Origin of the sequence: Streptomyces shenzhenensis, from assembly GCF_021462265.1 — a bacterium.
GTDB lineage: Bacteria > Actinomycetota > Actinomycetes > Streptomycetales > Streptomycetaceae > Streptomyces > Streptomyces shenzhenensis.
Window position 1 is genome coordinate 21,504 of sequence record NZ_JAJONF010000051.1, and the last position, 22,504, is coordinate 44,007.

Sequence of the window (22,504 nt, forward strand, 5' to 3'; positions counted from 1 at the left end):
GCGCGGGCGGGGCGGTGCTACCCCCGCGCGGCCGCGTCCAGGTCCGTGAAGAGCAGTTCGCCGTTGATCGCCGCGCCTGCGCGGTAGCCCCGGCTCGCCGCGTTGACCACCTGCTCCGCGAACCCGCTCGCGTTGCCGGCCGCCCACAGCCCGGGCACGGTCGTCAGGCCCCGCTCATCGATCACCGGGTAGCTGCCGAACGGCGTCTGCTTCAGCTCCGCGCCCAGCGCGGTCAGCAGGTCGTTCCGCGGGACCGGCCGGGGCGCGACGAACAGCGCCTCCCGGTCGTGCACGCTCCCGTCCCGGAGCCGCACGCCCGTCAGCCGGTCGTGCTCGACGCACAGTCCCGCCACCTCGCCCGGCACCACCCGTACCCCGGCCGCGGCCAGCCTGCGCAGGTCGTCGTCGCTCAGCTCGGCCTCCTCGACCTGGTGCAGGAAGAGGGTCACGTCCTTGGACCACTGGGTGACCATCAGCGCCTGGTGCACGCTCATCGGGGTCGTGGCCAGCACGCCGAACGCCCGGTCGCGGACCTCCCAGCCGTGGCAGTACGGGCAGTGCAGCACATCCCTGCCGAAGCGTTCGGCCACGCCGGGGACGGGCGGCAGCTCGTCCTTCAGGCCGGTGGCGACGACCAGGTGCCGGGCCCGGACGGTCCGGCCGCCCGCCAGCGACACCGTGAAGCCGTCCGGGTGGCCGCCGGCCGCGTCCACCGCCCGGTCCCGGACCAGCTCCACGCCGTACCGGGCGATCTCCTCCCGGCCCACGGCCAGGAACTCCGCCGGCGGCATGCCGTCCCGGGACAGGAACCCCTGCATGTGTGCCGACGGGGCGTTGCGCGGCTCGCCCGCGTCGACGACCAGGGTGCGGCGCCGGGCCCGGCCCAGCACCAGCGCGGCGGACAGCCCGGCCGCGCCGCCTCCGACGACGACCACCTCGTACGTATCGGTCATGGTGACCACCTCCGCGGCCGAGCGTGGCCCGGCCGCTGCGGGATTGACAAACGCCTTTGCCGAAACTGCAATGCAGGGATGACTACGGACGACGTCCTCGCGGGCGTGGGGCCCCGGCTGCGCCGGCTCCGCAAGGAGCGTGAGGTCACCCTCGCCGCCCTCTCCGAGACCACCGGCATCTCGGTCAGCACCCTCTCCCGGCTGGAGTCCGGGCTCCGCAAGCCCAGCCTGGAGCTGCTGCTGCCGATCGCGCAGGCCCATCAGGTGCCCCTGGACGAACTGGTCGGTTCGCCGCCGGCCGGCGATCCGCGGGTGCGGGCCAAGCCGATGGAGCGCTACGGCCGTACCTTCCTGCCGCTGACCCGGCAGCCGGGTGGTCTGCAGGCCTTCAAGGTGGTCGAACCGAAGCGGGGCCTCGAACCCGAGCCGCGTACCCATGAGGGCTACGAGTGGCTGTACGTGCTGTCCGGGAAGCTGCGCCTGGTGCTCGGTGCGCACGACGTCGTGCTGACGGCGGGAGAGGCGGCCGAGTTCGACACCCGGGTGCCGCACTGGTTCGGGTCGACGGGGGAGGGGCCGGTGGAGTTCCTGAGCCTGTTCGGGCCGCAGGGGGAGCGCATGCACGTGCGGGCGCGGCCGAAGCGGGCGTGACGAATCCGGCGTTCCCCGGGAGGCTGTTCCCTCGACGGCAAGCGACCGCTTAGTATGCGATGGACCCAGGTCGGACGACGCAGTCGACACAGTCCCGTGGAGGCACCGCATGCAGGCATGGCAAGTGCACGAGAACGGCGAGCCGAGCGAGGTGATGCGGCTCCAGGAGGTGGAGCGGCCCACGCCCGGCGACGGCCAGGTGCTGCTCAGGGTGCGTGCCGCCAACATCAACTTCCCTGACGTGCTGATGTGCCGGGGCCACTACCAGGTGCGCCCGCCGCTGCCGTTCACCCCGGGCGTGGAGATCTGCGGCGAGACCGAGGACGGGCGCCGGGTGATCGCCAACCCGGCGCTGCCGTACGGCGGTTTCGCCGAATACGCGGTCGCGGACGCCGCCGCGCTGCTGCCCGCCCCGGACGCGCTGGACGACGCCGAGGCCGCCGCGCTGCACATCGGCTACCAGACGGGCTGGTTCGGCCTGCACCGCCGGGCGGCCCTCCAGGCCGGCGAGACCCTGCTCGTGCACGCGGCCGCCGGCGGGGTCGGCAGCGCTGCCGTGCAGCTCGGCAAGGCGGCCGGGGCGACGGTGATCGGCGTGGTCGGCGGCGCCGACAAGGCGGCCGTGGCCCGCGAGCAGGGCTGTGACGTCGTCATCGACCGGCGCGCCGAGGACGTCGTCGCCGCCGTGAAGGAGGCCACCGGCGGGCGGGGCGCCGACGTGATCTACGACCCGGTCGGCGGCGACGCCTACACCCAGTCCGCCAAGGTCGTCGCCTTCGAGGGCCGGATCGTGGTCGTCGGCTTCGCCAGCGGCACCATCCCCAGCCCGGCGCTCAACCACGCCCTGGTGAAGAACTACTCGATCCTGGGACTGCACTGGGGCCTGTACGCCACGAAGAACCCCAAGCTGATCCTGCACTGCCACCAGCAGCTCACCGAGCTGGCCGCCAAGGGCGCCATCAAGCCGCTGGTGAGCGAGCGGGTCCCGCTGTCCGAGGCCGCGGCCGCCGTGCAGCGGGTCGGTGACGGCGTCACCACCGGCCGGGTCACCGTCGTACCGAAGGGAGCCGCGGCATGACCGACGCCGTCGAACTGGAGCGCCGCACAGCCGAACTGCTGGCCGCACATCCGCCCACCCGTCTCCCACCACCGCCCTCAACCGAGGGCCCTGCGGGCCCGTCCCTCTCGTCTGCCACGACCGGGAAGCTCGACTTCCTGAAGGCCCGCTTCGACGCGGGACTGGCCTGGGTGCACTACCCGGAGGGCCTCGGCGGCCTCGGGGCCCCGCGCTCCCTCCAGGTCGTCGTGGACGCGGCGCTGGAGGCCGCGGGCGCCCCCGACAACGACTCGCGCCGCAACGGCATCGGGCTCGGCATGGCCGCGCCGACCATCCTCAAGTACGGCACGGAGGAGCAGAAGCAGCGCTTTCTGCGGCCGCTGTGGATCGGGGAGGAGGTCTGGTGCCAGCTCTTCAGCGAGCCCGGTGCCGGCTCCGACCTGGCCGCGCTCGGCACCCGGGCGGTCCGGGAAGGCGACGAGTGGGTGGTCAACGGGCAGAAGGTGTGGACGTCCGGCGCGCACAACGCCCGCTGGGCCATCCTCATCGCCCGCACCGACCCGGACGTGCCCAAGCACGCGGGCATCACCTACTTCGTCTGCGACATGACCGACCCGGGCGTGGACGTCCGGCCGCTGCGCCAGATCACCGGCGAGGCCGAGTTCAACGAGGTCTTCCTCACCGACGTCCGCATCCCCGACTCCCGCCGCCTCGGCGCCGTCGGCGACGGCTGGCGGGTCGCCCAGACCACGCTGAACAACGAGCGCGTCGCCATCGGCGGCATGCGGCTGCCCCGCGAGGGCGGCATGATCGGCCCGGTCGCGAAGACCTGGCGCGAACGCCCCGAACTGCGCACCCACGACCTGCACCAGCGGCTGCTGAAGCTGTGGGTCGAGTCCGAGGTCGCCCGCCTCACCGCCGAACGCCTGCGCCAGCAGCTCGTCGCCGGCCAGCCCGGCCCCGAAGGCGCCGGCATGAAGCTCGCCTTCGCCCGCCTCAACCAGGAGATCAGCGGCCTGGAGGTCGAACTCCGCGGCGAGGAAGGCCTGCTGTACGACGACTGGACCATGCGCCGGCCCGAACTGGTGGACTTCACCGGCCGCGACGCCGGCTACCGCTACCTCCGTGCCAAGGGCAACAGCATCGAGGGCGGGACCAGCGAGGTCCTGCTGAACATCGTCGCCGAACGCGTCCTGGGCCTGCCGGCCGAGCCGCGCACCGACAAGGACGTCGCATGGAAGGACCTGGCCCGATGAGCGCGCAGCCCGACCTGCTGTACTCGGAGGAGGAAGAGGCGCTGCGGGCGGCGGTACGGGACCTGCTCGCCGACCACTGCGACGCGCCGGGCGTGATCGCCCGCACCGAGTCGGACACCCCGCACGACGCGGCCGCCTGGAAGGCTCTCACGGAGGGCATGGGGCTCGCCGGACTGCTGGTACCGGAGAAGCTGGGCGGCCAGGGCGCCTCGCACCGCGAAGTCGCGGTCGTGCTGGAGGAGCTGGGGCGGGCGGTGGCGCCCGTGCCGTATCTGACCAGTGCCGTGGTGGCGACCGAGGCGCTGCTGGCCTGCGGCGACGAGGAGCTGCTCGGGAAGCTGGCGTCCGGGCGGACGGTCGGGGCGCTGGCGGTGGGGCTGCATGTCGCCCCGGAGGCCGCGTTCGCGGCCGTACGCGTCGAAGACGGCCGTCTGTACGGTGAGTTGACCGGGATCGCGGACGCGGCCGCCGCGGACGTGCTGCTGGTGCCCGGGGACGACGGCGGGCTGTACGCGGTGGAGGCGGGCGCCGTCTCCGTCACCCCGCAGGTGTCCTTCGACCTGACCCGGCCGCTCGCCACGGTGACGCTGGACGGGGCGGCGGCGCGGCGCGTGGGCGACGCGGAGCCCGCGGTACGGCGGGCACTGCGGGCCGGGGCCGGGCTGCTGGCCTCCGAACAGTTCGGGGTCGCCGAATGGGCGCTGACCGAGACCGTGCGGTACCTCAAGGAGCGCAAGCAGTTCAACCGGCCGGTGGGCGGGTTCCAGGCGATCAAGCACCGGCTTGCGCAGCTGTGGCTGGAGGTCGTCAATCTGCGGGCCGCCGCGCGGGGTGCCGCCGACGCGCTGGCCTCCGGCGAGGACGCCGACGTGCTGGTGGCCGTCGCGCAGGCCTACGCGGCGCCGGTCGCCGTGCGCGCGGCCGAGGAGGCGCTGCAGCTGCACGCGGGGATCGGGATGACCTGGGAACATCCGATCCACCTCTATCTGAAGCGGGCGAAGGCGGATTCGATCGCTTTCGGCACGGCGGGGGCGCATCGGGAAGCCCTGGGCGCGCTGGTCGATCTGCGGACGCCGTGAGGTAGCGGGTTCGGCCGCGGGTGCGTGGGGACTGGTCGCGCACCCGCGGCGGAGCCGCATGTCCGATACCGTCCCGCGCCGCTTCGGGGCGCGCCGGCGCTGAGGCCGCATGAAGTGAACCCGGCGTGTCGGTCCAGCCAACTCCGCTCGCGGACAAGCCCATCGGGCTCTGTTCGCACGCATACTCCCTTCGGTCCCTCATGGCCCTACAAGGGAGGCAGAGCATGGCCCTCACCACCCGTCGCGGAGCCCTCACGACCCTCGGTGCCGCACTCGCCGGCGCCGTCGTGCTGCCCGGGGCACAGGCCTGGGCGAGCGGCGGTCACCGCGGTCCGCGGCCGCTGTGGCGTGCCCACGCCCACAACGACTACGAGCACACCCACCCACTCCACGACGCCCTCGACCACCGCTTCGGCAGCGTCGAGGCCGACATCTTCCTCGTCGGCGACCAGCTCCTCGTCGGCCACACCGAGGACGACCTGGACCCGACCCGGACCCTCGAATCCCTGTACCTCGACCCGCTGGCCGCGATCGTCAAGGCCAACCACGGTTCTGTGTACCGGGGCCGGCGGCGGCCGCTGCAACTGCTCATCGACATCAAGACCGAGGGCTCCTCGACCTACCTGGAGCTCGACCGGCATCTGCGGCGCTACCCGCACCTGTTCACCACCTACGCGTACGGCCGGGTGATCCCCGGTGCGGTCACCAACGTCATCTCCGGGGACCGCGCCGCGCGCACGCCGATGGAGGTGCAGACCGTGCGCCGGGCCTTCTACGACGGCCGGCTCACCGACCTCGGCACCTCGGCGCCCGCCTCCTTCGTCCCGCTGATCAGCGACAACTGGACCCTCAACTTCTCCTGGCTCGGCGACGGCGACTTCCCGCAGGCCGAGCGCCACAAGCTGCGGGGCATCGTCCAGCAGGCGCACGCGGCCGGGCAGAAGGTGCGGTTCTGGGCCACCCCGGACGTGGCCGGACCGGCACGCGACGCGCTGTGGAGCGAGCTGCTCGCCGCCGGGGCCGACTACCTCAACACCGACGATCTCGCCGGTCTTGAGGCCTTCCTGGACGCCCACGCGATGTCGTGACACCACTCGAACGGAGGCCGTGTCAACCGCACCGGCCCACCCTCCGCTACGCCACACTTGCGGCCGAACGCCCCGAAACGGGCGTGGCGGAGGAGGTTCGCGATGGCCGTTTCCATCTCTGTGGTGCTGCTGCTCCTGTTCCTGGCCGTGTTCTTGACGCGCCAGGGCGGGCTGAAGATCTCGCACGCCCTGGTCTGCGTGGTGCTCGGCTTCTGCCTGGCCAGCACCAGCATGGCGCCGACCATCAGCGGCGGGCTCACCGCGACCGCCGACCTGGTCAGCGGTCTGCGGCCCTGAGCCGTCGGCTCAGGGTTTCCAGAAGACCCCGATCCCGTTCGCCACGGCGCGCTCCGGGCTGTCAGTGGGGTGGTTGAGCACGCTCACCGTCTTCGCCCCCGCGGTGCGGGCCACCATCGTCGTGGAGCCGCCGCCGTCCAGGCTGAACGCGTCGGCCGCCCCCAACTGCCGCATCTCGCGGGCGACTTCGGCGATGGTCATACCGCTGCGGTAGGCCACCGCGCCGTCCAGTGCCAGCAGCAGCAGCCGGTGCCCGCCGCTCGCGTAACCCACCGCCGTGCGCACGGCCGAGGTGGTGTCGTTCAGCCCGGCCGACGGCTCGCCGCCGCGCAGCACCGGGTAGCCGCCGACCGCGAACCGGTACGGGATCCTGGCGGCGGCCGACACCAAGTGCTCGCGCACCGTGACCGGTTCGCCCTTGACCAGGGCGCGCAGCCGGTCCGCGCCCGCTTCCCGGCCCAGCAGAACGGTCGTACCCGCCGCGATCGCGCCGCTGCCCGGGGCGGCGGACGTGGCGACGACCCGGCCGGCGCGGATCCGCACCTCGAAGGTGTCCGTGCTGCACCCGGCGGCCCGGTCGGTGTCCGAGCCGCAGGTGGCGCGCTTGCGGGAGGCCGAGCCCCAGGCGGTGGTGTAGGCGCCGACGGACCCCTGCGCCAGCGCGTACTGGTTGAGCCCGCGCAGCGCGAGGGTGGCGTAGGGGGTCCGGACCGTGCCCACGAGCGTCAGCCGGTCGAGCCGGGCCCGGCGGTCCACGCCGACACCGAAGACGTCGGTGGTGTCGGTGCCGGGCGGCAGTGCCGGGCCGAACCGCTGGGCCGTGGGCACCGCGGCCTTGAGCACCCTGCCGTGCGCGATCGCCGGGCCGACGCCGGCGCCGGTGGCCTCGACGCCCGGGTGCTGGGTCTCGGTGATGTTGAAGAAGTCGCCGTTCACGCCCGCGACCGCGCCCGCCGCGTCCGCCATCGCGGACACCGGCGACCGCGCGGCCACCGCGCCCGGGGTGAGCAGGTCCACGTGGACGTGCGGGTCGCTCAGGTCGACGGTCAGCAGATGGGCGTGGACCGTGCCCCGGGCCGCCGGGACGTCGAACTGCCGGTAGGTGACGCCGGACGCGATCCGGCCGGCGCCCGGCACGGCAGTGGCCGGTGCCGCCCCCGCGAGGGCCGCACCGGCCAGTAAGCCGGACGTGGTGAGAATCGTGCACAGAGTTCGGGTCACCGCCGCAAGCCGTCTCTGACGACGCGTCACCGCACCTCCTGATGTCTCGTCGAGTTCGCTCAGGACTCAGGAAGTGCAGCAGACGAGAGTGACCGGCGGGGCGGCTAGCCGTCGACTACGCGAGAACGGGTGAGGAAACGCACCCCCTCGGGTGCCTCCAGGGAGAAACCGCTCCCCCGTCCGGGTACCACGTCCACGATCAGCCGGGTGTGGCTCCACACCTCGTACTGGCTGCGGGACATCCAGAAGGTGACCGGCTGCTCGACACCGTCCACCGCCAGCTCGGCCAGCAGCACGTCCGAGCCGCCGGTGCGGAACTCGCCGTCCGGATAGCACATGGGCGCGCTGCCGTCGCAGCAGCCGCCGGACTGGTGGAACATCAGCGGACCGTGCTCGGCGTGCAGCCGGCGCACCAGCTCGGCGGCCTGCGTGGTGAGTTCGACGCGCGGTGGCGTCGCTGTCGGGTCGGCCATGGTCGCCCTCCCGGGGCCGGGGCGTGGGACCCCCTCAGTCTCACGCCCCGTCACGGGCACGTCCAGAAGCGGTCGCCGCTCTGTTCGGCACGCGGCGCGCTCGCCGGGCGGATCCGGGCCGCCCAGGTTCCAGTGCCGCGTCGAGGGGGCCGTCGTACGCCCTCGGGCCGGTGGGCGGGGCGAGGGCGTACGGCGCGCTCGGCCGTCGTACCGATGGACATCCGGACGCCCGAGCCGGACGGCCTGGAGGCCCCCGCCGGATCCTCGCCACCACCGCGGGTCCGCCTCACTTCGGGGCGGGCCCTGAGACAGTTGGGGGACGCCCCGGTGAACGCGGACGCGGACGCGGACTCACGGACGCGGCATCAGGTTCGCGATCGTCCGGTCCACAAGGGGCAGGGCACGCTGTCCCCAGACGGCCAGGGCGACCGACGCGGTCACCGCGCCCAGGGCGAACGGGCCCAGCGGGGTGCAGCCGAAGAAGTGGCTGATCCCCGGGGTTTCGATGACCGCGACCAGGGCGGCGGCCGAGCCGAGCGAGGCGAGGCGGACCAGCGCGCTGTCCCGGCGGTCCAGCAGGGTCTGGATGAGCTGGGTGCCGACCACCGCGGCCAGCGCCATCGTGCTGGAGCGGCGGGAGGTGCCGGGAGTGCCGCGGCCGACGAGCCAGGCCATGAGCGCGCCCGCGCTGGTCGTCAGCGCGCGGTGCCGGATCCGCCGCAGCAGGGGCGCGCCGAGCGCGGCCGACGGCGACCCCGGGTCCGACCGCTCCGCCGTCTCCTTCGGCGTGACCGCCACCGCCATCGCCGGGAACAGGTCGGTGAAGAGGTTGACCAGCAGCATCTGACGCGTGGACAGCGGGGCGCTGCGGGACAGCAGGGTGCCGAGGATGCCGAAGCCGATCTCGCCCGCGTTGCCGCCGATGAGGATGGCGACGGCGTCCGCGACGCTGTGCCACAGCGACCGGCCCTCCCGGACGGCGTCGATCAGCACCGTCAGGTCGTCGTCGGTGAGGACGACGTCGGCCGCGTTGCGGGCGGCGGCGGAGCCGCGGGCGCTGATGCCCACGCCGATGTCGGCGGCGCGGATCGCCGCCGCGTCGTTGGCGCCGTCGCCGACCATGCCGACCACCCGTCCCGCGTCCCGCAGCGCCTCTACGACCTGCAGTTTCTGCTCCGGCGCCACCCGGGCGACGACACCCGCGTCGCGGAGCATCCGGGCCCGGCCCGTTCGGTCGGCGGCGGCCAGCTCCTCGCCGGTCACCACGACCGTGTCCGCCGGCCAGCCCAGCTCCGTGGCGATCGACCGGGCGGTCTGCGGATGGTCGCCGGTGAGCATCACCGGCCGTACCTTCTCCTCGTAGAGACTGCGCACCAGCTCCTTGGAGGTTTCACGCGGGGCGTCCGCGAAGCCGAGCAGTCCGAGGAACTCCAGTCGCTCCAGGGGCTGTTCGAGAGCATTCGGCGCGTTCTCGGCGTCGCTCGTGCGGCGTTGGGCGACGGCCAGGACCCGCAGGCCCTCGGCGGCCAGCTCGTGGGCCGTCCGCGAGGCGTGTCCGGTGACGTCGGAGCAGGCGGGCAGCACTGTCTCCGGGGCGCCCTTCACCACCAGCAGGGGCGGTTCCCCGCCGGAGCGGCCGACGGCCGCGGCGTAGCCACGGGCCGCCTCGAACGCGAGCTCCTGCGACTGCTCCCACCCGGGGTCGGGTTCGGCCGCGTCCAGCACCGCCGCGTCGGTGGCGTGCTCCGGCGGGCCGTCGCCGTCATCGAGCTGGGGGCAGGCCCGGGCCGCCACGCGCAGGATGCCGGCCACCGCCTCGTCGTCCGGGGCATGGCTCTCCCCGTCGGTGCCGGTCACCTTCACCAGGCGCAGCGTGTTCTCGGTGAGCGTGCCGGTCTTGTCGAAGCAGATGGTGTCCATCCGGCCGAGCGCCTCCAGCGCGCGGGGTGCCCGGACCAGCGCCCCGTCCCGGCTCAGCCGCCGGGCGGCGGCCAGCTGGGCCACCGTCGCCACCAGCGGCAGCCCCTCCGGTACGGCGGCCACGCCGACGGCCACGCCACCGCTCACCGCCTGCCGGATCGGGGTGCCGCGCAGCAGGGCGAGGCCGGTGATGGCGGCGCCGCCGCCCAGTGTCAACGGCAGCGCCTTCGCGGTGAGTTCGTGCAGCCGGGCCTGCACTCCGGCGGCCGGGGGTGTCCGCGCGGCGAGGTGGACGGCGCGGGCGGCCTCGGTGCGCTCGCCGGTGTCCACCACGACCGCCCGCGCGTGACCGGCGGCCACCGTGGTGCCCTCGAAGACCATCGAGTGCCGGTCGGCCACCGGCACGTGCGGGGTCGCGGCGGTGTGCTTCTCGGTCGGCACCGACTCCCCGGTCAGCGCGGACTCGTCGACCTCCAGGCCCTCCTCGAACAGCACCCGGGCGTCGGCCGGCACCACGTCGTCCGTGTGCAGGTCGATCACATCGCCCGGTGACAGGCGTGCCGCGTCCACGGTGTGCGTCTCCGGCCCCTCGGCGGAGTCGGCCACCCGGGCCTGCCGTTGCTGCTCGGCGAGCAGCCCGGACACGGCCCGTTCGGCCCGCAGCCGCTGGATTCCGCCGATCAGGGCGTTGAGGTCGAGCGCGCCGACCACCAGCAGGGCGTCCACGGCCGAGCCGACGATCGCGGACGCCGCCGAGCCGACGGCGAGCACCGGGGTCAGCGGGTCGTCCAGTTCACTGCGTACGGCGTGGGCGAGCCGCCGTGTCCACCGTACCGGCGTGAGCAGCGGGCTCGGGGACGGCTCGGGGGTCCGCTCGCGCTCCCCGGGCGGCTCGATCTCGCGTTCGTGCTCCAGCCGTTCCAGGGTTTCCCGCGGCCCGAGTTCGTGCCAGTGCACCCGCGCCCTGGGGTGGGGGGCCTCGGCCCGCGCCACCCGCAGGGCCGCCCGCGTCCCGGACACCAGCGCGGCCGCGGCGGCGCCGTCCACCGGTGCGTGCCGCAGACCGGGCAGCGCGATCCAGCCGCCGCGCCCGGTCCTCCGCCCGCCGACGGCGACCAGCAGCCCGGAGAGCGCGGCACCCGACCGGGCCAGGGTCTGCGAGCGCCGGCCCACCCGGCGCGCGGCCGGGATCGCGGTCAGCAGCCGCCACACGTCGGGCAGCCCGTGCAGGGCGAGGGCGTCGGCGCTCCAGACGACCGCGCTGCCGCCGTCGGTGAGGGCGAGCGCGATGTCACCGGCGAGCAGCCCGGCCAGCACCCCGGTGTCCCTGCCCGACCACAGCCGGGCCACCGTGATCACCGCGCCCGAGTCCTCGGGCAGGGAGCAGACGATGTCGTCCAACGGCCGCCGGGCGTCGACCACCTGGTCGGCGAGGCCGGTGAAGTCCTCCAGCGCCGGGTCGTCCACCAGCACCACCCGCAGCCCGGCGCGCCGGGCCGCGTCCAGCACCGGCTCGGTCCAGGGGTCGGGATCCCCGTCCGCGGTGCGCACCGCGCTCGGATGCAGCACGATCGTGCCGGCCAGTTCCAGTTCGCGCAGCCGTTCCGGATCGCGGACCAGCAGCCCCGACCGGGCCAGTACGGCGCCGAGCACCGCCTCGAACGCGGTCGGCCCGTACCGGGCGGCCTTGGGGGAGCCCGCGAGCACCGCCTCCGCCGCCTCGGTGGCGTCGTGCTTGACCAGCAGGGTGGCCGCCGCGCCCAGCACACTGCCGGCGAAGGCGTGGGTGGCGTACTCCTGGGCGGGGGTGGTGCGCAGGGGCCGGCGCGGACGGCTGCCGTCGCCGACGCTCGGCCGGTCCGGGGTGCACAGTTCGTCGTGGAAGAGCTCGAAGGCGACCGCCCGCCCCATGGTGTCGGCGAGCTGGCAGCCGCGCAGCGCCCCGTCGAGCAGCAGTGCGGCGGGGGTCTGCCCGGCCCCGTGGGCCGCGGCGTTGGCGCAGGCCAGCAGCAGGTCCATGGCGTCGGCGCCCAGGCGGGCGCGGATCGCGCCGCGGACGCGCGGGTTCTCCCGGAGCACCGTCACCACCGCGGTCACCGCACGCGGGGACGGCGGGAGCCGCAGCCAGTACGCGGCGACACCGATCCCGGCACCGATCAGGTCGGCCGCCAGGGTCGCCAGGGCAGCCCGGATGCCCGCCGGGTCGGCGGGGTGTGTGACCTCCTCGGGCGCGTCGGCCGCCGCGGTGAGACCGTGCCGGTCGGCGAGGTCGGCCGCGTGTTCCAGGATCTGGTCCACGGCCGTGTCCTCGGCGGCGGCCACCACCAGGCGGCCGAGGCCCTCGTCCCAGTAGGCGAACAGGACGTCAGGGTGTTCGGCCAGTGCCTCGGCGACATGCCCGGCGATCCGGTGCAGACCGCCCGCGTCCCGGGCCTGCCCGGGGTCGGCCGCCCGCAGCGCGAGGTGTGCGCGGGTGCCGGACCGCCACTGCCGTCCGTCGCTGAGCAGCGCATTGCGGGCCGCCCTGGTCATCCGGGCGGCCGTGTCCAGGCTCCTGACGCCGGCCCGCGCGGTGCCGGCCGCCGCTCCCGCGACCGCACCGACTCCCGGCGCGGCCGCCCGGGCCAGCAGCCGGGGCGCCCCGGACAGGACCCGCCCGGCGACGGACGGCACGGCCGGCAACCCGAGCGTCATCGCCCCTCGCCCCTGGCTCACGTCAGCTGGTGGGCGGCGGGGTCGGGCCGGTGGCCGGCGGCTCCTCGCTCCCGTGCGCCGCTTGCGAGCCGGTGGGCGGGGTGGCCGGCTCGGCCGGCCGGGTCCAGGCGCCGCCTCGCATCTCGTCCTCCAGCATCGGGCCCGGGGCGCCGGTGGCCGGGCCCTGCGGCGCCGTCGTCGCCGCGTCGCCCATCGCCACGTAGGCGCCGTGGCCCGCGGTGTCGGTCATGTCCGCCGCCTCGGGGTGGGCGGTCTCGCCGTCGTGGTGCGGACGGGGCTGGGTGAGCCAGGCCACCGCCGCCCCGGTCAGCGCGACGGGCCACTCGACCAGTCCGACCGCTCCGAGTACGCCGGCTCCGGCGTACACGGCCATCCGGCGGCCCCGGGGCGAGACGGCCCCGATCCTGTCCAGGGTTCCCTCGGCGGCCTTGCTCACCATCTCGGCGCCGGGCACGTGGCGCACCGCCGAGGCGACGTTCCGCAGGGGCGTGGCGAGGGCCGAGGAAGACGTTCGCTCAGCCATGACTACTCCTCGTCGATGCAGGGATCACACGTTCTGCCTTGCTGAGTGCCCCCGAATATCCGGGATCATCCAGGATCTGTCGGATGTATCGGAAAGTCATCTGCAAAGTGGATATAACGGATGATCCCGGCGACCGGCCCTGGCGCTGTGCGAGCGGATGAGGCCGGTGTGAGGCCCTGGTCCGCCATTGACCGAAGCGCGTCCGCATCCATAGCCTCTATCTGCATATATAGATGACCCGTCCGCGGCAGTGAGGACCTTCGCCCATGAGTCAGCCCTTCGTCACCCGTTTCTCCGTGTATCCGGTGGCAGGCCGGGACTCCATGCTGCTCAACCTCTCGGGTGCGCACGCCCCGTACTTCACCCGCAATGTCGTGGTCGTCGAGGACTCCGAGGGGCGGACCGGGCTCGGTGAGGTGCCCGGCGGGGCGGCGATCACCCGGACCCTGCGGGATGCCGAGCCGCTGGTCGTGGGCGCACGGCTGGGGGACTACCAGCGGGTGCTGCGGGCCGTGGGGAAGGAGTTCGGCGGGCGGGACGCCGGCGGCCGCGGGGAGCAGACCTTCGACCTGCGTACCACCGTGCACGCCGTCACCGCCGTCGAGTCCGCCCTGCTCGACCTGCTCGGCCAGCACCTGGAGGTGCCGGTCGCCGCCCTGCTGGGCGACGGCAAGCAGCGCGACTCGGTGCGCGTCCTCGGTTACCTCTTTTACGTCGGCGACCCCGACCGCACCGACCTGGACTACCTCCGTGAACCCGACTCGGACGTGCCCTGGTACCGGATCCGCCGCGAGGAGGCACTCACCCCGGAGTCGATCGTCCGGCAGGCCGAGGCGGCCTACGACCGCTACGGCTTCCGTGACTTCAAACTCAAGGGCGGTGTGCTGGCGGGCGCCGAGGAGGTCAAGGCCGTCCAGGCGTTGAAGCAACGCTTCCCCGAGGCCCGGATCACCCTCGACCCCAACGGTGCCTGGTCCCTGCGCGAGGCCGTAGAGCTGTGCCGCCCGCTGCTCGGCACGCTCGCCTACGCCGAGGATCCCTGCGGCGCCGAGGGCGGCTACTCCGGCCGCGAGATCCTCGCCGAGTTCCGCCGGGCCACCGGGCTGCCCACCGCGACCAACATGATCGCCACCGACTGGCGGCAGCTCACCCACGCCCTCGCCCTGCAGTCGGTGTCGATCCCGCTGGCGGACCCGCACTTCTGGACCATGCGCGGGTCTGTGCGGGTGGCGCAGCTCTGCCACGAGACGGGGCTGACCTGGGGCTGCCACTCCAACAACCACTTCGACATCTCGCTCGCGATGATGGCCCACTGCGGTGCGGCGGCCCCGGGCGACTACAACGCCCTGGACACGCACTGGATCTGGCAGGAGGGGCAGGAGCGGCTGACCGTCGAGCCGCCGCGGATCGTCGGTGGTGAGGTCGCCGTCACCGACGCACCCGGCCTCGGCGTCCGGCTCGACATGGACCGGCTGCTCGCGGCCCACGCCCTCCACGAGGAGCGCGACCTCGGCGCGGGCCGGGACGACGCCGCCGGGATGCGGTACCTCGTGGAGGGCTGGACCTTCGACCCCAAGCGGCCCTGCCTGGTGCGGTGAGCCGTCAGGCGCCCCGCGCGGCCTGGGCCGCCTGACCGACCGTGGTGTGGCCCGCCGCCCGGAGCGTCGGCTGCTGCCGCGGCGCGCGCAGCAGGACCACCGCGACCAGGGCCGCCAGCAGTGTCAGGCTCCCCGCCGTGATCAGGCACAGGCGCATTCCGTCCAGGAAGGAGTCGCCGAGCGCTCCCATCGTCCGGCCGGCCGAGGCGCCCAGGTCCAGCCCGGCGACCGCGCCGAGGCCGTCCGCCCGAGCGGTCGCGACGACCTGGTCCTGCGTCGCGCCGGTGACCCCCGCGCCGGTGAGGTGTTCCGGCAGCGCGCCGAGGGCCCGGCTGGTGAGCAGCGCGCCCAGGACGGCCGGACCGAGGGCGCCGCCGACCTGCCGGAAGGCGTTGTTGGCGGCGGCGGCCATGCCGGCCAGGTGGTGCGGCACAGAGGCCACCGCGGTCGCGGTCATCGGCGTCATGACGAACCCGACGCCGAGGCCCAGCAGGGCGAGCCGCCAGGCCGCCGAGCCGAACGAGGTGTCGGCGGTCAGGCCGGTCAGCGTGAACTGGGCGGCGGCCACCAGCAGCAGACCGCCGGTGATCATCACGCGCGCCGATATCCGGTGCATCAGCCGCCCGGCCGGGCCGCCGACCAGCAGGGACGCCCCGGTGACCGTGACCAGTCGCCACGCCGCCTGCATGGTGTCGAGCCGCTGCACCATGCCGAAGTACAGGCTGAGCACGAAGAAGAACCCGATGAGTGCCAGGAAGCTGGTCATCGCGACCAGCGTGGTGGCGGTGAAGGCGGGGCTGCGGAACAGGCTCAGGTCCAGCATCGGGCTGTCGCTGCGCCGTTCCACCAGCACGAACGCGCCCCCCGCGGCCACGGCCGTGAACAGCGCCACCATCACCTTCACGTCGGTGAACGAGCTCGCCCCGCCCTCGATCACGCCGTACACCAGGGCGGTGACCGCGAGCGTGGCGGTCAGCTGGCCGGGCCAGTCCAGGCGGCGCCCGTGCGGCGCCCGCGAGTCGGGCAGCCGCCGGGCCGCGACGGCCACGGCCGCCAGCGCGACCGGAGCGCTCGGCAGATAGATCCAGCGCCACGAGAAGTGCTGGACGACCACACCGGCGATCAGCGGACCGACGGCCAGGGCCGCCATCAGACAGGTGGCCCAGACGCCGATGAACCTGCCGCGCTCCCGGTGGTCCGGCACCGCATGGCTGATCAGCGCCAGCGTGGTCGGCAGCAGCGCGGCCGCGCCGACGCCGGCCAGGGCCTGCCCGGCCCAGACGACCTCGATCGAGCGCGCGCACAGCGCGGTGACCGCGCCCGCCGCCGAGAACAGCAGGCCCGCCTGGAACACCTTCTTGCGCCCGTGGACGTCCCCGAAGACGCCCGCGGTCAGGATGAACGCGGCCATCGGCAGCACGAACGCGTCCTGCACCCACGACAGCTGGGCGGTCGAGGCTTTCAGCGCGGCCTGCACGGCGGGCAGGCTCACGGCGACGGTGGTGACCGGGAGGTAGGCGACGAAGACGCCCAGGCAGGCCATGACGATCGTGGCCGCCCGCCGCTCGACCGGCGCGCTCGCCGGTGTCGTGACGTTCACGGAGATACTCCTTCGCGACGCAGCGCGCCGCGGTCGAAGGCCCACCGGGGTGTCCGGTGGGCCTGTGTCGTACGGACGTCCGAGGGGAAACCCGCCGCCACAGCATCCACTCCTCACGCCCACAACCACCAACCAAGGGGCCCTCCGGCCGCGAAAACCTCCATGGGGCCCGCCTGGCCATGACACACTTCCGCCATGCTCGACACCGTGGACAGGAAGATCCTCCGCGCCCTGCAGTGCGCGCCCCGGCTGCCCTTCCGCCGGATCGGTGAGGTGGCCGGTGTCTCCGAGCAGACCGCGGCCCGCCGCTACCAGGCGCTGCGCCGCAGCGGCGCACTGCGCGTGCTGGGACTCGTCAACCCCCGGGTCTACGGCTCCGCGGAGTGGGTGGCCCGGGTCCGCTGCCGCCCCGACCGGGTCGGCCCGCTCGCCGACGCCCTGACCCGGCGCCCCGACATCGCCTACGCCCATCTGGCCTCGGGCGGTTCGGAGATCTTCTGCGTGATCCGCTCGCCGTTCGACACGGAGCGCGACGACGGCCTGTTCCGGCAACTGCCGAAGTCCGCGTCGGTCCTGGACGTCAGCATCGATCTGCTCCTGCACGAGTACGGCGCTCCCGGCACCGCCGAGTGGACCGGCTACGGCGACAGCCTCGACGCCGAGCAGGTACGGCAGCTCACGGCGGAGCGGCCCCCGCCCGCCCCCGCGCCCCCGCCGCCTCCCGCGGACGAGGACGCCCCGCTGCTCGACGCCCTCGCCGAGGACGGCCGCACCACCCACACCCGCCTCGCCGAACGCACCGGCTGGTCGTCGACCCGGGTGGCCCGGCGGCTGGAGGCGCTGGAGAGTGCCGGGACCCTCGAATACGAGGTCGAGCTGCTCCCGGAGCGCCTGGGTTACCCCCTCAACGCCCACATGTGGCTGCGGGTGGCCCCCGCCCACCTGGAGCGGGTCGGCGAGGAGGTCGCGCGCCACGCGGAGGTCCCGTTCGTCGGGGCCGTCACCGGCGAGTACAACCTGCTGGCCAGCGTCATCACCCGGGACCCCGACGACTTCTACCGCTACCTGACCACCCGCGTCGCCGCGATCTCCGGCGTCGACGGCTACAGCGTCAGCATGCGGGCCCGGCCCCTCAAGAAGGCGGCGTCCCTCATCTCCAGGGGCCGCCTGGTGCCTTCGACGTCCGGTTAGAAAACCGTGTTGTCGACAAACTCGACCGATTCGCTCGTGCAGCCTCCCGGCACGGGCTTCCCGCCGCCGTTCGGTTTTCGCTCCGTTGTCCCCGCCGGGGAGCCGAGTCAGCGGCCGCGGTGTGCCCGGCGGGTCTCCACCAGCAGCGGCAGCAGGGACAGGACGACGATCACGCCGACCAGCGGCAGCAGATACCGGTCGATGTGGGAGACCGAGGAGCCCAGGGCGTATCCGGCGAGGACGAAGCTCTGCGACCACAGGACACCGCCGACGGTCTGCCAGAGGGTGAACGGCCGCACCGGCACCCCGAGCGCGCCGGCCGCCGGATGCAGCACCGACCGGAGCATCGGCACGAAACGGCCGATCACCAGCGCCTTGCCGTATCCGTAGCGGGCCAGCAGCCGCTCCGCCCGGACGGCACCCTCCCGCACCCGCGCCCGGGAGGTACGGGCCAGCAGCGGCCGCCCGCCGTGCCGGCCGATCAGATAGCCGACCTGCCCGCCCGCCACCGCACCCACGGCCGCGCACACCAGCACCTGCCACAGCTCCAGGCGGGGCGGCCGGTCCGCCGTCGCCGCGCACAGCACACCGGCGGGGAAGAGCAGCGTGTCACCCGGCAGGAAGAAACCCACCACCAGCAGCCCCGACTCGGCGAAGATCACCGCCAGTACGCCCAGCGCCCCGAAGGCGGCGAGCAGCGAGCCGCTGTCCGTCGGATTGACGGCGATCACCACGTTCGCCTCCCCGCCCCGTTCGCCGGCCGTCCCACTCAAGTGTCCCGTGCCGGGCCCGCGTACCCGCCCGCGACACCGCGCACCCGGACGTCCCGCATCAGGTGTCGTACATACTGCCCAGGATGTCCGGACGCGGGTGTGCCCGGCCGCACGGGATCTGTCGTCGATGGTGGGTCCAAGGGAGACCTCTCTTCGATGTGACGGCCAGTGCCGGTGTGCACCGCGGCCCGCTGGAACCGGCCGGGCCGGTGGCCGTGCGGGCGGGTCAGCGGCGCCAGATCCTCCGGTAGGCCTCCCGGTAGCCCGGCGGGTCCCAGGCCGTGGCTCCGGCGCTGTTGGCGGCCGTCGAGACATGTGTGGGGGCGACATAGCCGCTGGCGGGGCGGCCGGAGAAGGCGCGGTTGAACTCGTCGACGATCTGCCAGCCCTGCTCGGACAGCGGCTCGGGAACGGTGGCCGCCTGGTACTGCCGGCTGTTGACGCGCTGGAAGGCGGACGGGTCGCCGTCCCCGGCACCGATGTTGAAGGGCGGTCCCGCACCCTTCCGGCCGGCGGCCCGGAAGGCGGGGGCGGCGTCGGCGAAGTACAGGTCGTTGATGGCGACGGAGTGCGTCCACGTGTCCGGGAAGCGGGAGAGCAGGGAGGCGATCTCGCGCGGGGTGCGGCTGCCGGCGTCCGGGATCGGGATGTTCTCGTACGCGAGCAGCCGGACCCCGGCGCAGGTGGCGAGTTTCTCTCTGATCAGCTCGGACTTCCGCTTCGCGAACGGGACCGAGGCGTCGGTGAACAGCACCACCCCGGCCCGGCCGCCGGAGTGCGCGATGATCCACTGCGCGCTGATGCCGGCCACGTTCGCGACGCGGGTGGTGACGTTGGTGAAGAGCGGGGGCCGCCTGCTCGGGCCGGGGGCCGCGACCGCGTGCCACCCGATGAGGGGGATGCCGGCCGCGCCCGCCGCGCCGACCTGCTGCGCGGTCGAGCCGGGGTCGAAGCCGCCGATGACGATGCCCGAGGGCCGCAGGTCGACGGCCTCGCTCATGGCCGCCTGGATACCGGCGGGGCTGCCGCCGCCGTCGATGACCCGGACGCGCCAGCCGATGACGCGCGCGGCCTCCCGCAGGCCGCCGGCGACGCCCGCGACTCCGGGATTGGTCATGGTCTGCGCGACGTAGACGATCGTCTTGCCGGACACCGCCGCGGGGCCGGTGGCCGGCCCGTTCCAGGTGTTGTCGGTCCGCTCCGCCCGTGCGACGGCGGCCACGGCTGCGGCCTGCACGGCGGGACAGCCACTCGGGCCGGTGGCGGCCGTGCCGGGGCCCTTCGACGAACCACGCTGGCAGCCGGCCAGGGCGACGGCCGCGGCCAGCAGCGCGAGCCCGACGGTCCTGATCCGGCCGGCCTGAAGGCCGCCGGCCTCGCGGGCGCGGCGCACGGGACCTCCTCGCGGAGCGACGAACGTCTCGCCCTGGCTGGGGACGGGGCCGGAGCCCCTGGTGGAGGCCGTGGTCATGGTGTGGGGTCCGCGGGTCCGTCTTCGGAGGCCGACGCCGGCGGGCGGGGCGGAGCCGCCGGTGTGCCGTGGGCCGCGTCGGCCCCGGTGCGCAGCCGGCGGGCCGAGTACCCGGCCAGGCCGACGGCGAGCAGCAGTGTGCCGCCGTAGAACAGGGGGACCGTCCAGAACGCGGCGCCCAGCTGGCCGATCCCGGTGAGGCCGACGGCCAGCACGGCGACGGCGACGAGCGTGCCCAGGGCGTTGGGACGGCCGGGCCGGATCGCGGTGGAGCCGAGGAGGGCGCCGACGAACGCGGGCAGCAGATAGTCGAGACCGACGCTGGGATTGCCGATCTGCTGCTGAGCCGCCAGCAGCACCCCGGCGAAGCCGACGATCAGCCCCGACGCCGCGAACGCGTAGACGGTGTACCTGCGGGCCGGAATGCCGACCAGCTCGGCGGCCCGCGGGTTGGCACCGATGACGTACAGGCACCGGCCGAGCGGCAGCCGTTCCAGCACCACCCACAGGACGACGGCGACGCCGAGCACGTAGAACGCGGGCAGCGGCAGGCCGAGGAGCGTGGAGTCGTAGAGGTCGGTGAAGGCGGCCGGCAGACCGCCCGGGCCCGGGACGACCCTGCCGCCGCCGGTGACCCAGCCGGTCACGGCGTACAGCATGCTGCCGGTCCCGAGGGTGGCGATGAACGAGTCGATGCGGCCGAACTCGACGATCAGACCGTTGAGGACGCCCACCACCCCGCCGCCGGCGATCACCGCCAGGCACGCCCAGGGCCACGGCCATCCGGCGTCGACGACGAGCCGCAGCACCATGACATGGGCCAGTCCCAGACCGTAGCCGAGGGAGAGATCGAAGGAGCCGGTCACGATGGGGACCATGGCGGCGAGCGCGAGGACGGCCGGGATCGACTGGGTGGACAGGATCGAGTCGACGGTGTCCCGGGTGGGGAACGTGTGCGGCAGCACCAGGGAGAAGGCCAGCACGAGCAGCGCGGTGAGAACCACAAGGCCGTAGGCGCCCGCGAGGTGCCAGCGCGGACTGCGCCCGAGCGGCCGGGGGCGGGGCGAGGAGGGGGGCGGCGCGGCGGTCATGAGTCCGTGGCGGTGCCGGGGGCAGGCAGGGCCGAGGCCGCCCGGGCCAGCGCCGTGACCGTGAGGCCGGCCCCGCTCAGCTCGGTGGCCGCGCGGCCGCGGACGAACACCAGGGCACGCCGGCACACGCCCGCCACCTCCTCGAAGTCGGTCGAGACCAGCAGCACCGCGAGACCGCCGGCCAGCGCCTCGTCGAGCAGGCGGTGCAGCGCGGCCTTCGCCCCGACGTCCACGCTCGCGGTCGGCTCCTCCAGGATCAGCAGCCGCAGGTCCGCTCTGAGCCATCGCCCGATCAGGACCTTCTGCTGGTTGCCGCCGGACAGGGTGGCGAGGGGGGCCTCGGTGTCGCGGGGGCGCACCGCGAACCGTTCGATCAGCTCCGCGGCCCGGGCGCGTTCGTGGCGGGGACCCGTCCAGCGCAGCGCGGGCAGACCGCCCGCCCGGGGATTGGCCAGCAGGTTCTCGCGCACGGTCAGCCCCATGGCACAGCCCTCCCGCTGTCTGTCGCCGGGCACGAGGCCGACCGCGGCGGCGACGGCGTCGGTGACGGTGCGGGGCCGGTAGGGCCGGCCGGCCAGAAGGGCCCGGCCGCCGAGGAAGGGCCGGGCGCCGGCCAGCGCGCGGCCCAGCTCCACGTGTCCGGCGCCCGAGAGGCCGACCAGGCCCAGGGCCTCCCCGGCCCGCAGCTCGAGGGTGACCGGTGCCGTGCCGGCGGTCCGTGCGCCGTCGAGGACCAGGACGGGCGGGCCGCCCGCGGGCACGGCGGCGGGAAGCGGGCGGACGGGTTCCGTGCCGACGATGTCGTGGACCAGCCGGGCGGGGCTGTGGCCCGCCAGCGGGCCGTGGCTGACGAGCCGGCCGTCGCGCAGGACGGCGAAGGCGTCGGCCACCTGGAACACCTCGTCCATGCGGTGGGTGACGTAGAGGATGCCGCGCCCCTGGTCCCGCAGGGCGTGCAGGACCCCGAAGAGGCGGGCGCAGTCGGCGGCGGGCAGGCGGGCGGTCGGCTCGTCGAGCACGACGAGCCGGGCCTGCGCCGCCAGGGCCCGGCCGACGGCGACCAGCGAACGCTCGGCGGGACCGAGCCGGGCGACCGGCGTGTCCGGATCGAGGTGCCCGCCGACCGCCTCCAGGGCCTCGGCGCACCGCTGCCGGGTCAGCCGCCAGGAGATCAGTCCGGCGCGGCGCGGATATCCGGTGGTCAGGGCGATGTTCTCGGCGACGGTCATCCACTCCACGAGCCCGAGGTCCTGGTGGATGAAGGACATCCCGCGGGCGGCGGCGCGACTTCCGAGCGGGTGCCCGGCCACCGTCACCGAGCCCGCGTCGGCATGGTGGACCCCCGCGAGCACCTTGATGAGCGTGGACTTTCCGGCACCGTTGGGCCCGAGCAGGGCGAGCACACTGCCGGCCCTGACGTCGAGGTCGACCCCGTCCAGCGCACGGGTCCCGCCGAACCGCTTGGCGAGCCCGCGGATCCGTACCAGCGGGTCGGGAGGGTCGTGCACGGAGATCTCCGGGGGTCGGCCTGGCGTTTTCTTCGTCCC

Annotated in this window: 18 protein-coding genes; 8 read left to right on the forward strand and 10 right to left on the reverse strand. The window is 74.4% G+C overall.

The window, feature by feature from the left end; translation table 11 throughout:
• Positions 1-17 precede the first annotated feature (17 nt).
• Positions 18-953 carry an NAD(P)/FAD-dependent oxidoreductase gene (locus LQ326_RS39735; protein ID WP_234543942.1) on the reverse strand — a complete coding sequence of 312 codons (936 nt, stop codon included), beginning with the start codon at positions 951-953 and terminating at the stop codon, positions 18-20.
• A gap of 78 nt (positions 954-1,031) precedes the next feature.
• Between LQ326_RS39735 and LQ326_RS39740 the strand changes: the two genes are divergently transcribed.
• From LQ326_RS39740 to LQ326_RS39765, 6 genes are all read left to right on the forward strand, one after another.
• Positions 1,032-1,604 carry a helix-turn-helix domain-containing protein gene (locus LQ326_RS39740; protein WP_234543943.1) on the forward strand — a complete coding sequence of 191 codons (573 nt, stop codon included), beginning with the start codon at positions 1,032-1,034 and terminating at the stop codon, positions 1,602-1,604.
• Positions 1,605-1,713: 109 nt separating this feature from the next.
• Complete coding sequence (locus tag LQ326_RS39745) at positions 1,714-2,682, forward strand: NADPH:quinone oxidoreductase family protein (RefSeq protein WP_234543944.1); 969 nt, start codon at positions 1,714-1,716, stop codon at positions 2,680-2,682.
• Positions 2,679-3,917: an acyl-CoA dehydrogenase family protein gene (locus LQ326_RS39750; protein ID WP_234543945.1), complete on the forward strand. Its 1,239-nt coding sequence runs from the start codon at positions 2,679-2,681 to the stop codon at positions 3,915-3,917. Before LQ326_RS39745 ends, LQ326_RS39750 begins: the two co-directional genes overlap by 4 nt.
• A complete protein-coding gene (locus LQ326_RS39755; RefSeq protein WP_234543946.1) occupies positions 3,914-4,996 on the forward strand; it encodes an acyl-CoA dehydrogenase family protein in 1,083 nt (360 codons plus the stop codon). Before LQ326_RS39750 ends, LQ326_RS39755 begins: the two co-directional genes overlap by 4 nt.
• 224 nt (positions 4,997-5,220) lie before the next feature.
• Positions 5,221-6,084 (forward strand): phosphatidylinositol-specific phospholipase C/glycerophosphodiester phosphodiesterase family protein, encoded by an 864-nt coding sequence (locus LQ326_RS39760; RefSeq protein ID WP_234543947.1) that lies wholly within the window; start codon positions 5,221-5,223, stop codon positions 6,082-6,084.
• 102 nt (positions 6,085-6,186) lie between these two features.
• Positions 6,187-6,381, forward strand: a complete 195-nt coding sequence (locus LQ326_RS39765; RefSeq protein WP_234543948.1) for a hypothetical protein — start codon at positions 6,187-6,189, stop codon at positions 6,379-6,381.
• A gap of 9 nt (positions 6,382-6,390) precedes the next feature.
• Here LQ326_RS39765 and LQ326_RS39770 read toward each other — a convergent pair whose 3' ends face one another.
• The 4 genes from LQ326_RS39770 to LQ326_RS39785 all read right to left on the reverse strand — a co-directional run bounded on the left by LQ326_RS39770 (position 6,391) and on the right by LQ326_RS39785 (position 13,233).
• Complete coding sequence (locus tag LQ326_RS39770; RefSeq protein ID WP_234543949.1) at positions 6,391-7,602, reverse strand: phosphodiester glycosidase family protein; 1,212 nt, start codon at positions 7,600-7,602, stop codon at positions 6,391-6,393.
• A 104-nt stretch (positions 7,603-7,706) separates the two neighbouring features.
• The gene (locus LQ326_RS39775; RefSeq protein WP_234543950.1) at positions 7,707-8,075 is read right to left on the reverse strand and encodes a DUF779 domain-containing protein; all 369 of its coding nucleotides are present in this window, start codon (positions 8,073-8,075) and stop codon (positions 7,707-7,709) included.
• A gap of 351 nt (positions 8,076-8,426) precedes the next feature.
• Positions 8,427-12,689 carry a cation-translocating P-type ATPase gene (locus tag LQ326_RS39780; protein WP_234543951.1) on the reverse strand — a complete coding sequence of 1,421 codons (4,263 nt, stop codon included), beginning with the start codon at positions 12,687-12,689 and terminating at the stop codon, positions 8,427-8,429.
• Positions 12,690-12,711: 22 nt separating this feature from the next.
• Entirely contained in the window at positions 12,712-13,233 is a 522-nt protein-coding gene (locus tag LQ326_RS39785) for a hypothetical protein (protein WP_234543952.1), read from the reverse strand.
• A gap of 266 nt (positions 13,234-13,499) precedes the next feature.
• Here LQ326_RS39785 and LQ326_RS39790 point away from each other — a divergent pair, with 266 nt between their 5' ends.
• Positions 13,500-14,831: an enolase C-terminal domain-like protein gene (locus LQ326_RS39790; protein ID WP_234543953.1), complete on the forward strand. Its 1,332-nt coding sequence runs from the start codon at positions 13,500-13,502 to the stop codon at positions 14,829-14,831.
• A gap of 4 nt (positions 14,832-14,835) precedes the next feature.
• Here LQ326_RS39790 and LQ326_RS39795 read toward each other — a convergent pair whose 3' ends face one another.
• Positions 14,836-16,431 carry an MFS transporter gene (locus LQ326_RS39795; protein ID WP_234543954.1) on the reverse strand — a complete coding sequence of 532 codons (1,596 nt, stop codon included), beginning with the start codon at positions 16,429-16,431 and terminating at the stop codon, positions 14,836-14,838.
• 195 nt (positions 16,432-16,626) lie between these two features.
• Here LQ326_RS39795 and LQ326_RS39800 point away from each other — a divergent pair, with 195 nt between their 5' ends.
• Positions 16,627-17,622, forward strand: coding sequence for an Lrp/AsnC family transcriptional regulator (locus tag LQ326_RS39800; RefSeq protein WP_234543955.1), 996 nt, complete (start codon positions 16,627-16,629; stop codon positions 17,620-17,622).
• A gap of 107 nt (positions 17,623-17,729) precedes the next feature.
• Here LQ326_RS39800 and LQ326_RS39805 read toward each other — a convergent pair whose 3' ends face one another.
• The 4 genes from LQ326_RS39805 to LQ326_RS39820 all read right to left on the reverse strand — a co-directional run bounded on the left by LQ326_RS39805 (position 17,730) and on the right by LQ326_RS39820 (position 22,465).
• Positions 17,730-18,353: a DedA family protein gene (locus tag LQ326_RS39805; RefSeq protein WP_234543980.1), complete on the reverse strand. Its 624-nt coding sequence runs from the start codon at positions 18,351-18,353 to the stop codon at positions 17,730-17,732.
• A gap of 268 nt (positions 18,354-18,621) precedes the next feature.
• The gene (locus LQ326_RS39810) at positions 18,622-19,866 is read right to left on the reverse strand and encodes a substrate-binding domain-containing protein (RefSeq protein WP_234543956.1); all 1,245 of its coding nucleotides are present in this window, start codon (positions 19,864-19,866) and stop codon (positions 18,622-18,624) included.
• On the reverse strand, positions 19,863-20,957 hold the full coding sequence (locus LQ326_RS39815; protein WP_234543957.1) for an ABC transporter permease: 1,095 nt from the start codon (positions 20,955-20,957) through the stop codon (positions 19,863-19,865). The genes LQ326_RS39810 and LQ326_RS39815 overlap by 4 nt, the downstream gene beginning before the upstream one ends.
• Positions 20,954-22,465: a sugar ABC transporter ATP-binding protein gene (locus tag LQ326_RS39820; RefSeq protein WP_234543958.1), complete on the reverse strand. Its 1,512-nt coding sequence runs from the start codon at positions 22,463-22,465 to the stop codon at positions 20,954-20,956. Before LQ326_RS39820 ends, LQ326_RS39815 begins: the two co-directional genes overlap by 4 nt.
• Positions 22,466-22,504 lie beyond the last annotated feature (39 nt).

What these genes read in the sequence shown, in the direction of transcription:
- LQ326_RS39735 (WP_234543942.1), bottom strand. Translation starts at nt 953, where the DNA reads ATGACCGATACGTACGAGGTGGTCGTCGTCGGAGGCGGCGCGGCCGGG.
- LQ326_RS39740 (WP_234543943.1), top strand. Translation starts at nt 1,032, where the DNA reads ATGACTACGGACGACGTCCTCGCGGGCGTGGGGCCCCGGCTGCGCCGG.
- LQ326_RS39745 (WP_234543944.1), top strand. Translation starts at nt 1,714, where the DNA reads ATGCAGGCATGGCAAGTGCACGAGAACGGCGAGCCGAGCGAGGTGATG.
- LQ326_RS39750 (WP_234543945.1), top strand. Translation starts at nt 2,679, where the DNA reads ATGACCGACGCCGTCGAACTGGAGCGCCGCACAGCCGAACTGCTGGCC.
- LQ326_RS39755 (WP_234543946.1), top strand. Translation starts at nt 3,914, where the DNA reads ATGAGCGCGCAGCCCGACCTGCTGTACTCGGAGGAGGAAGAGGCGCTG.
- LQ326_RS39760 (WP_234543947.1), top strand. Translation starts at nt 5,221, where the DNA reads ATGGCCCTCACCACCCGTCGCGGAGCCCTCACGACCCTCGGTGCCGCA.
- LQ326_RS39765 (WP_234543948.1), top strand. Translation starts at nt 6,187, where the DNA reads ATGGCCGTTTCCATCTCTGTGGTGCTGCTGCTCCTGTTCCTGGCCGTG.
- LQ326_RS39775 (WP_234543950.1), bottom strand. Translation starts at nt 8,075, where the DNA reads ATGGCCGACCCGACAGCGACGCCACCGCGCGTCGAACTCACCACGCAG.
- LQ326_RS39780 (WP_234543951.1), bottom strand. Translation starts at nt 12,689, where the DNA reads ATGACGCTCGGGTTGCCGGCCGTGCCGTCCGTCGCCGGGCGGGTCCTG.
- LQ326_RS39785 (WP_234543952.1), bottom strand. Translation starts at nt 13,233, where the DNA reads ATGGCTGAGCGAACGTCTTCCTCGGCCCTCGCCACGCCCCTGCGGAAC.
- LQ326_RS39790 (WP_234543953.1), top strand. Translation starts at nt 13,500, where the DNA reads ATGAGTCAGCCCTTCGTCACCCGTTTCTCCGTGTATCCGGTGGCAGGC.
- LQ326_RS39800 (WP_234543955.1), top strand. Translation starts at nt 16,627, where the DNA reads ATGCTCGACACCGTGGACAGGAAGATCCTCCGCGCCCTGCAGTGCGCG.
- LQ326_RS39810 (WP_234543956.1), bottom strand. Translation starts at nt 19,866, where the DNA reads ATGACCACGGCCTCCACCAGGGGCTCCGGCCCCGTCCCCAGCCAGGGC.
- LQ326_RS39815 (WP_234543957.1), bottom strand. Translation starts at nt 20,957, where the DNA reads ATGACCGCCGCGCCGCCCCCCTCCTCGCCCCGCCCCCGGCCGCTCGGG.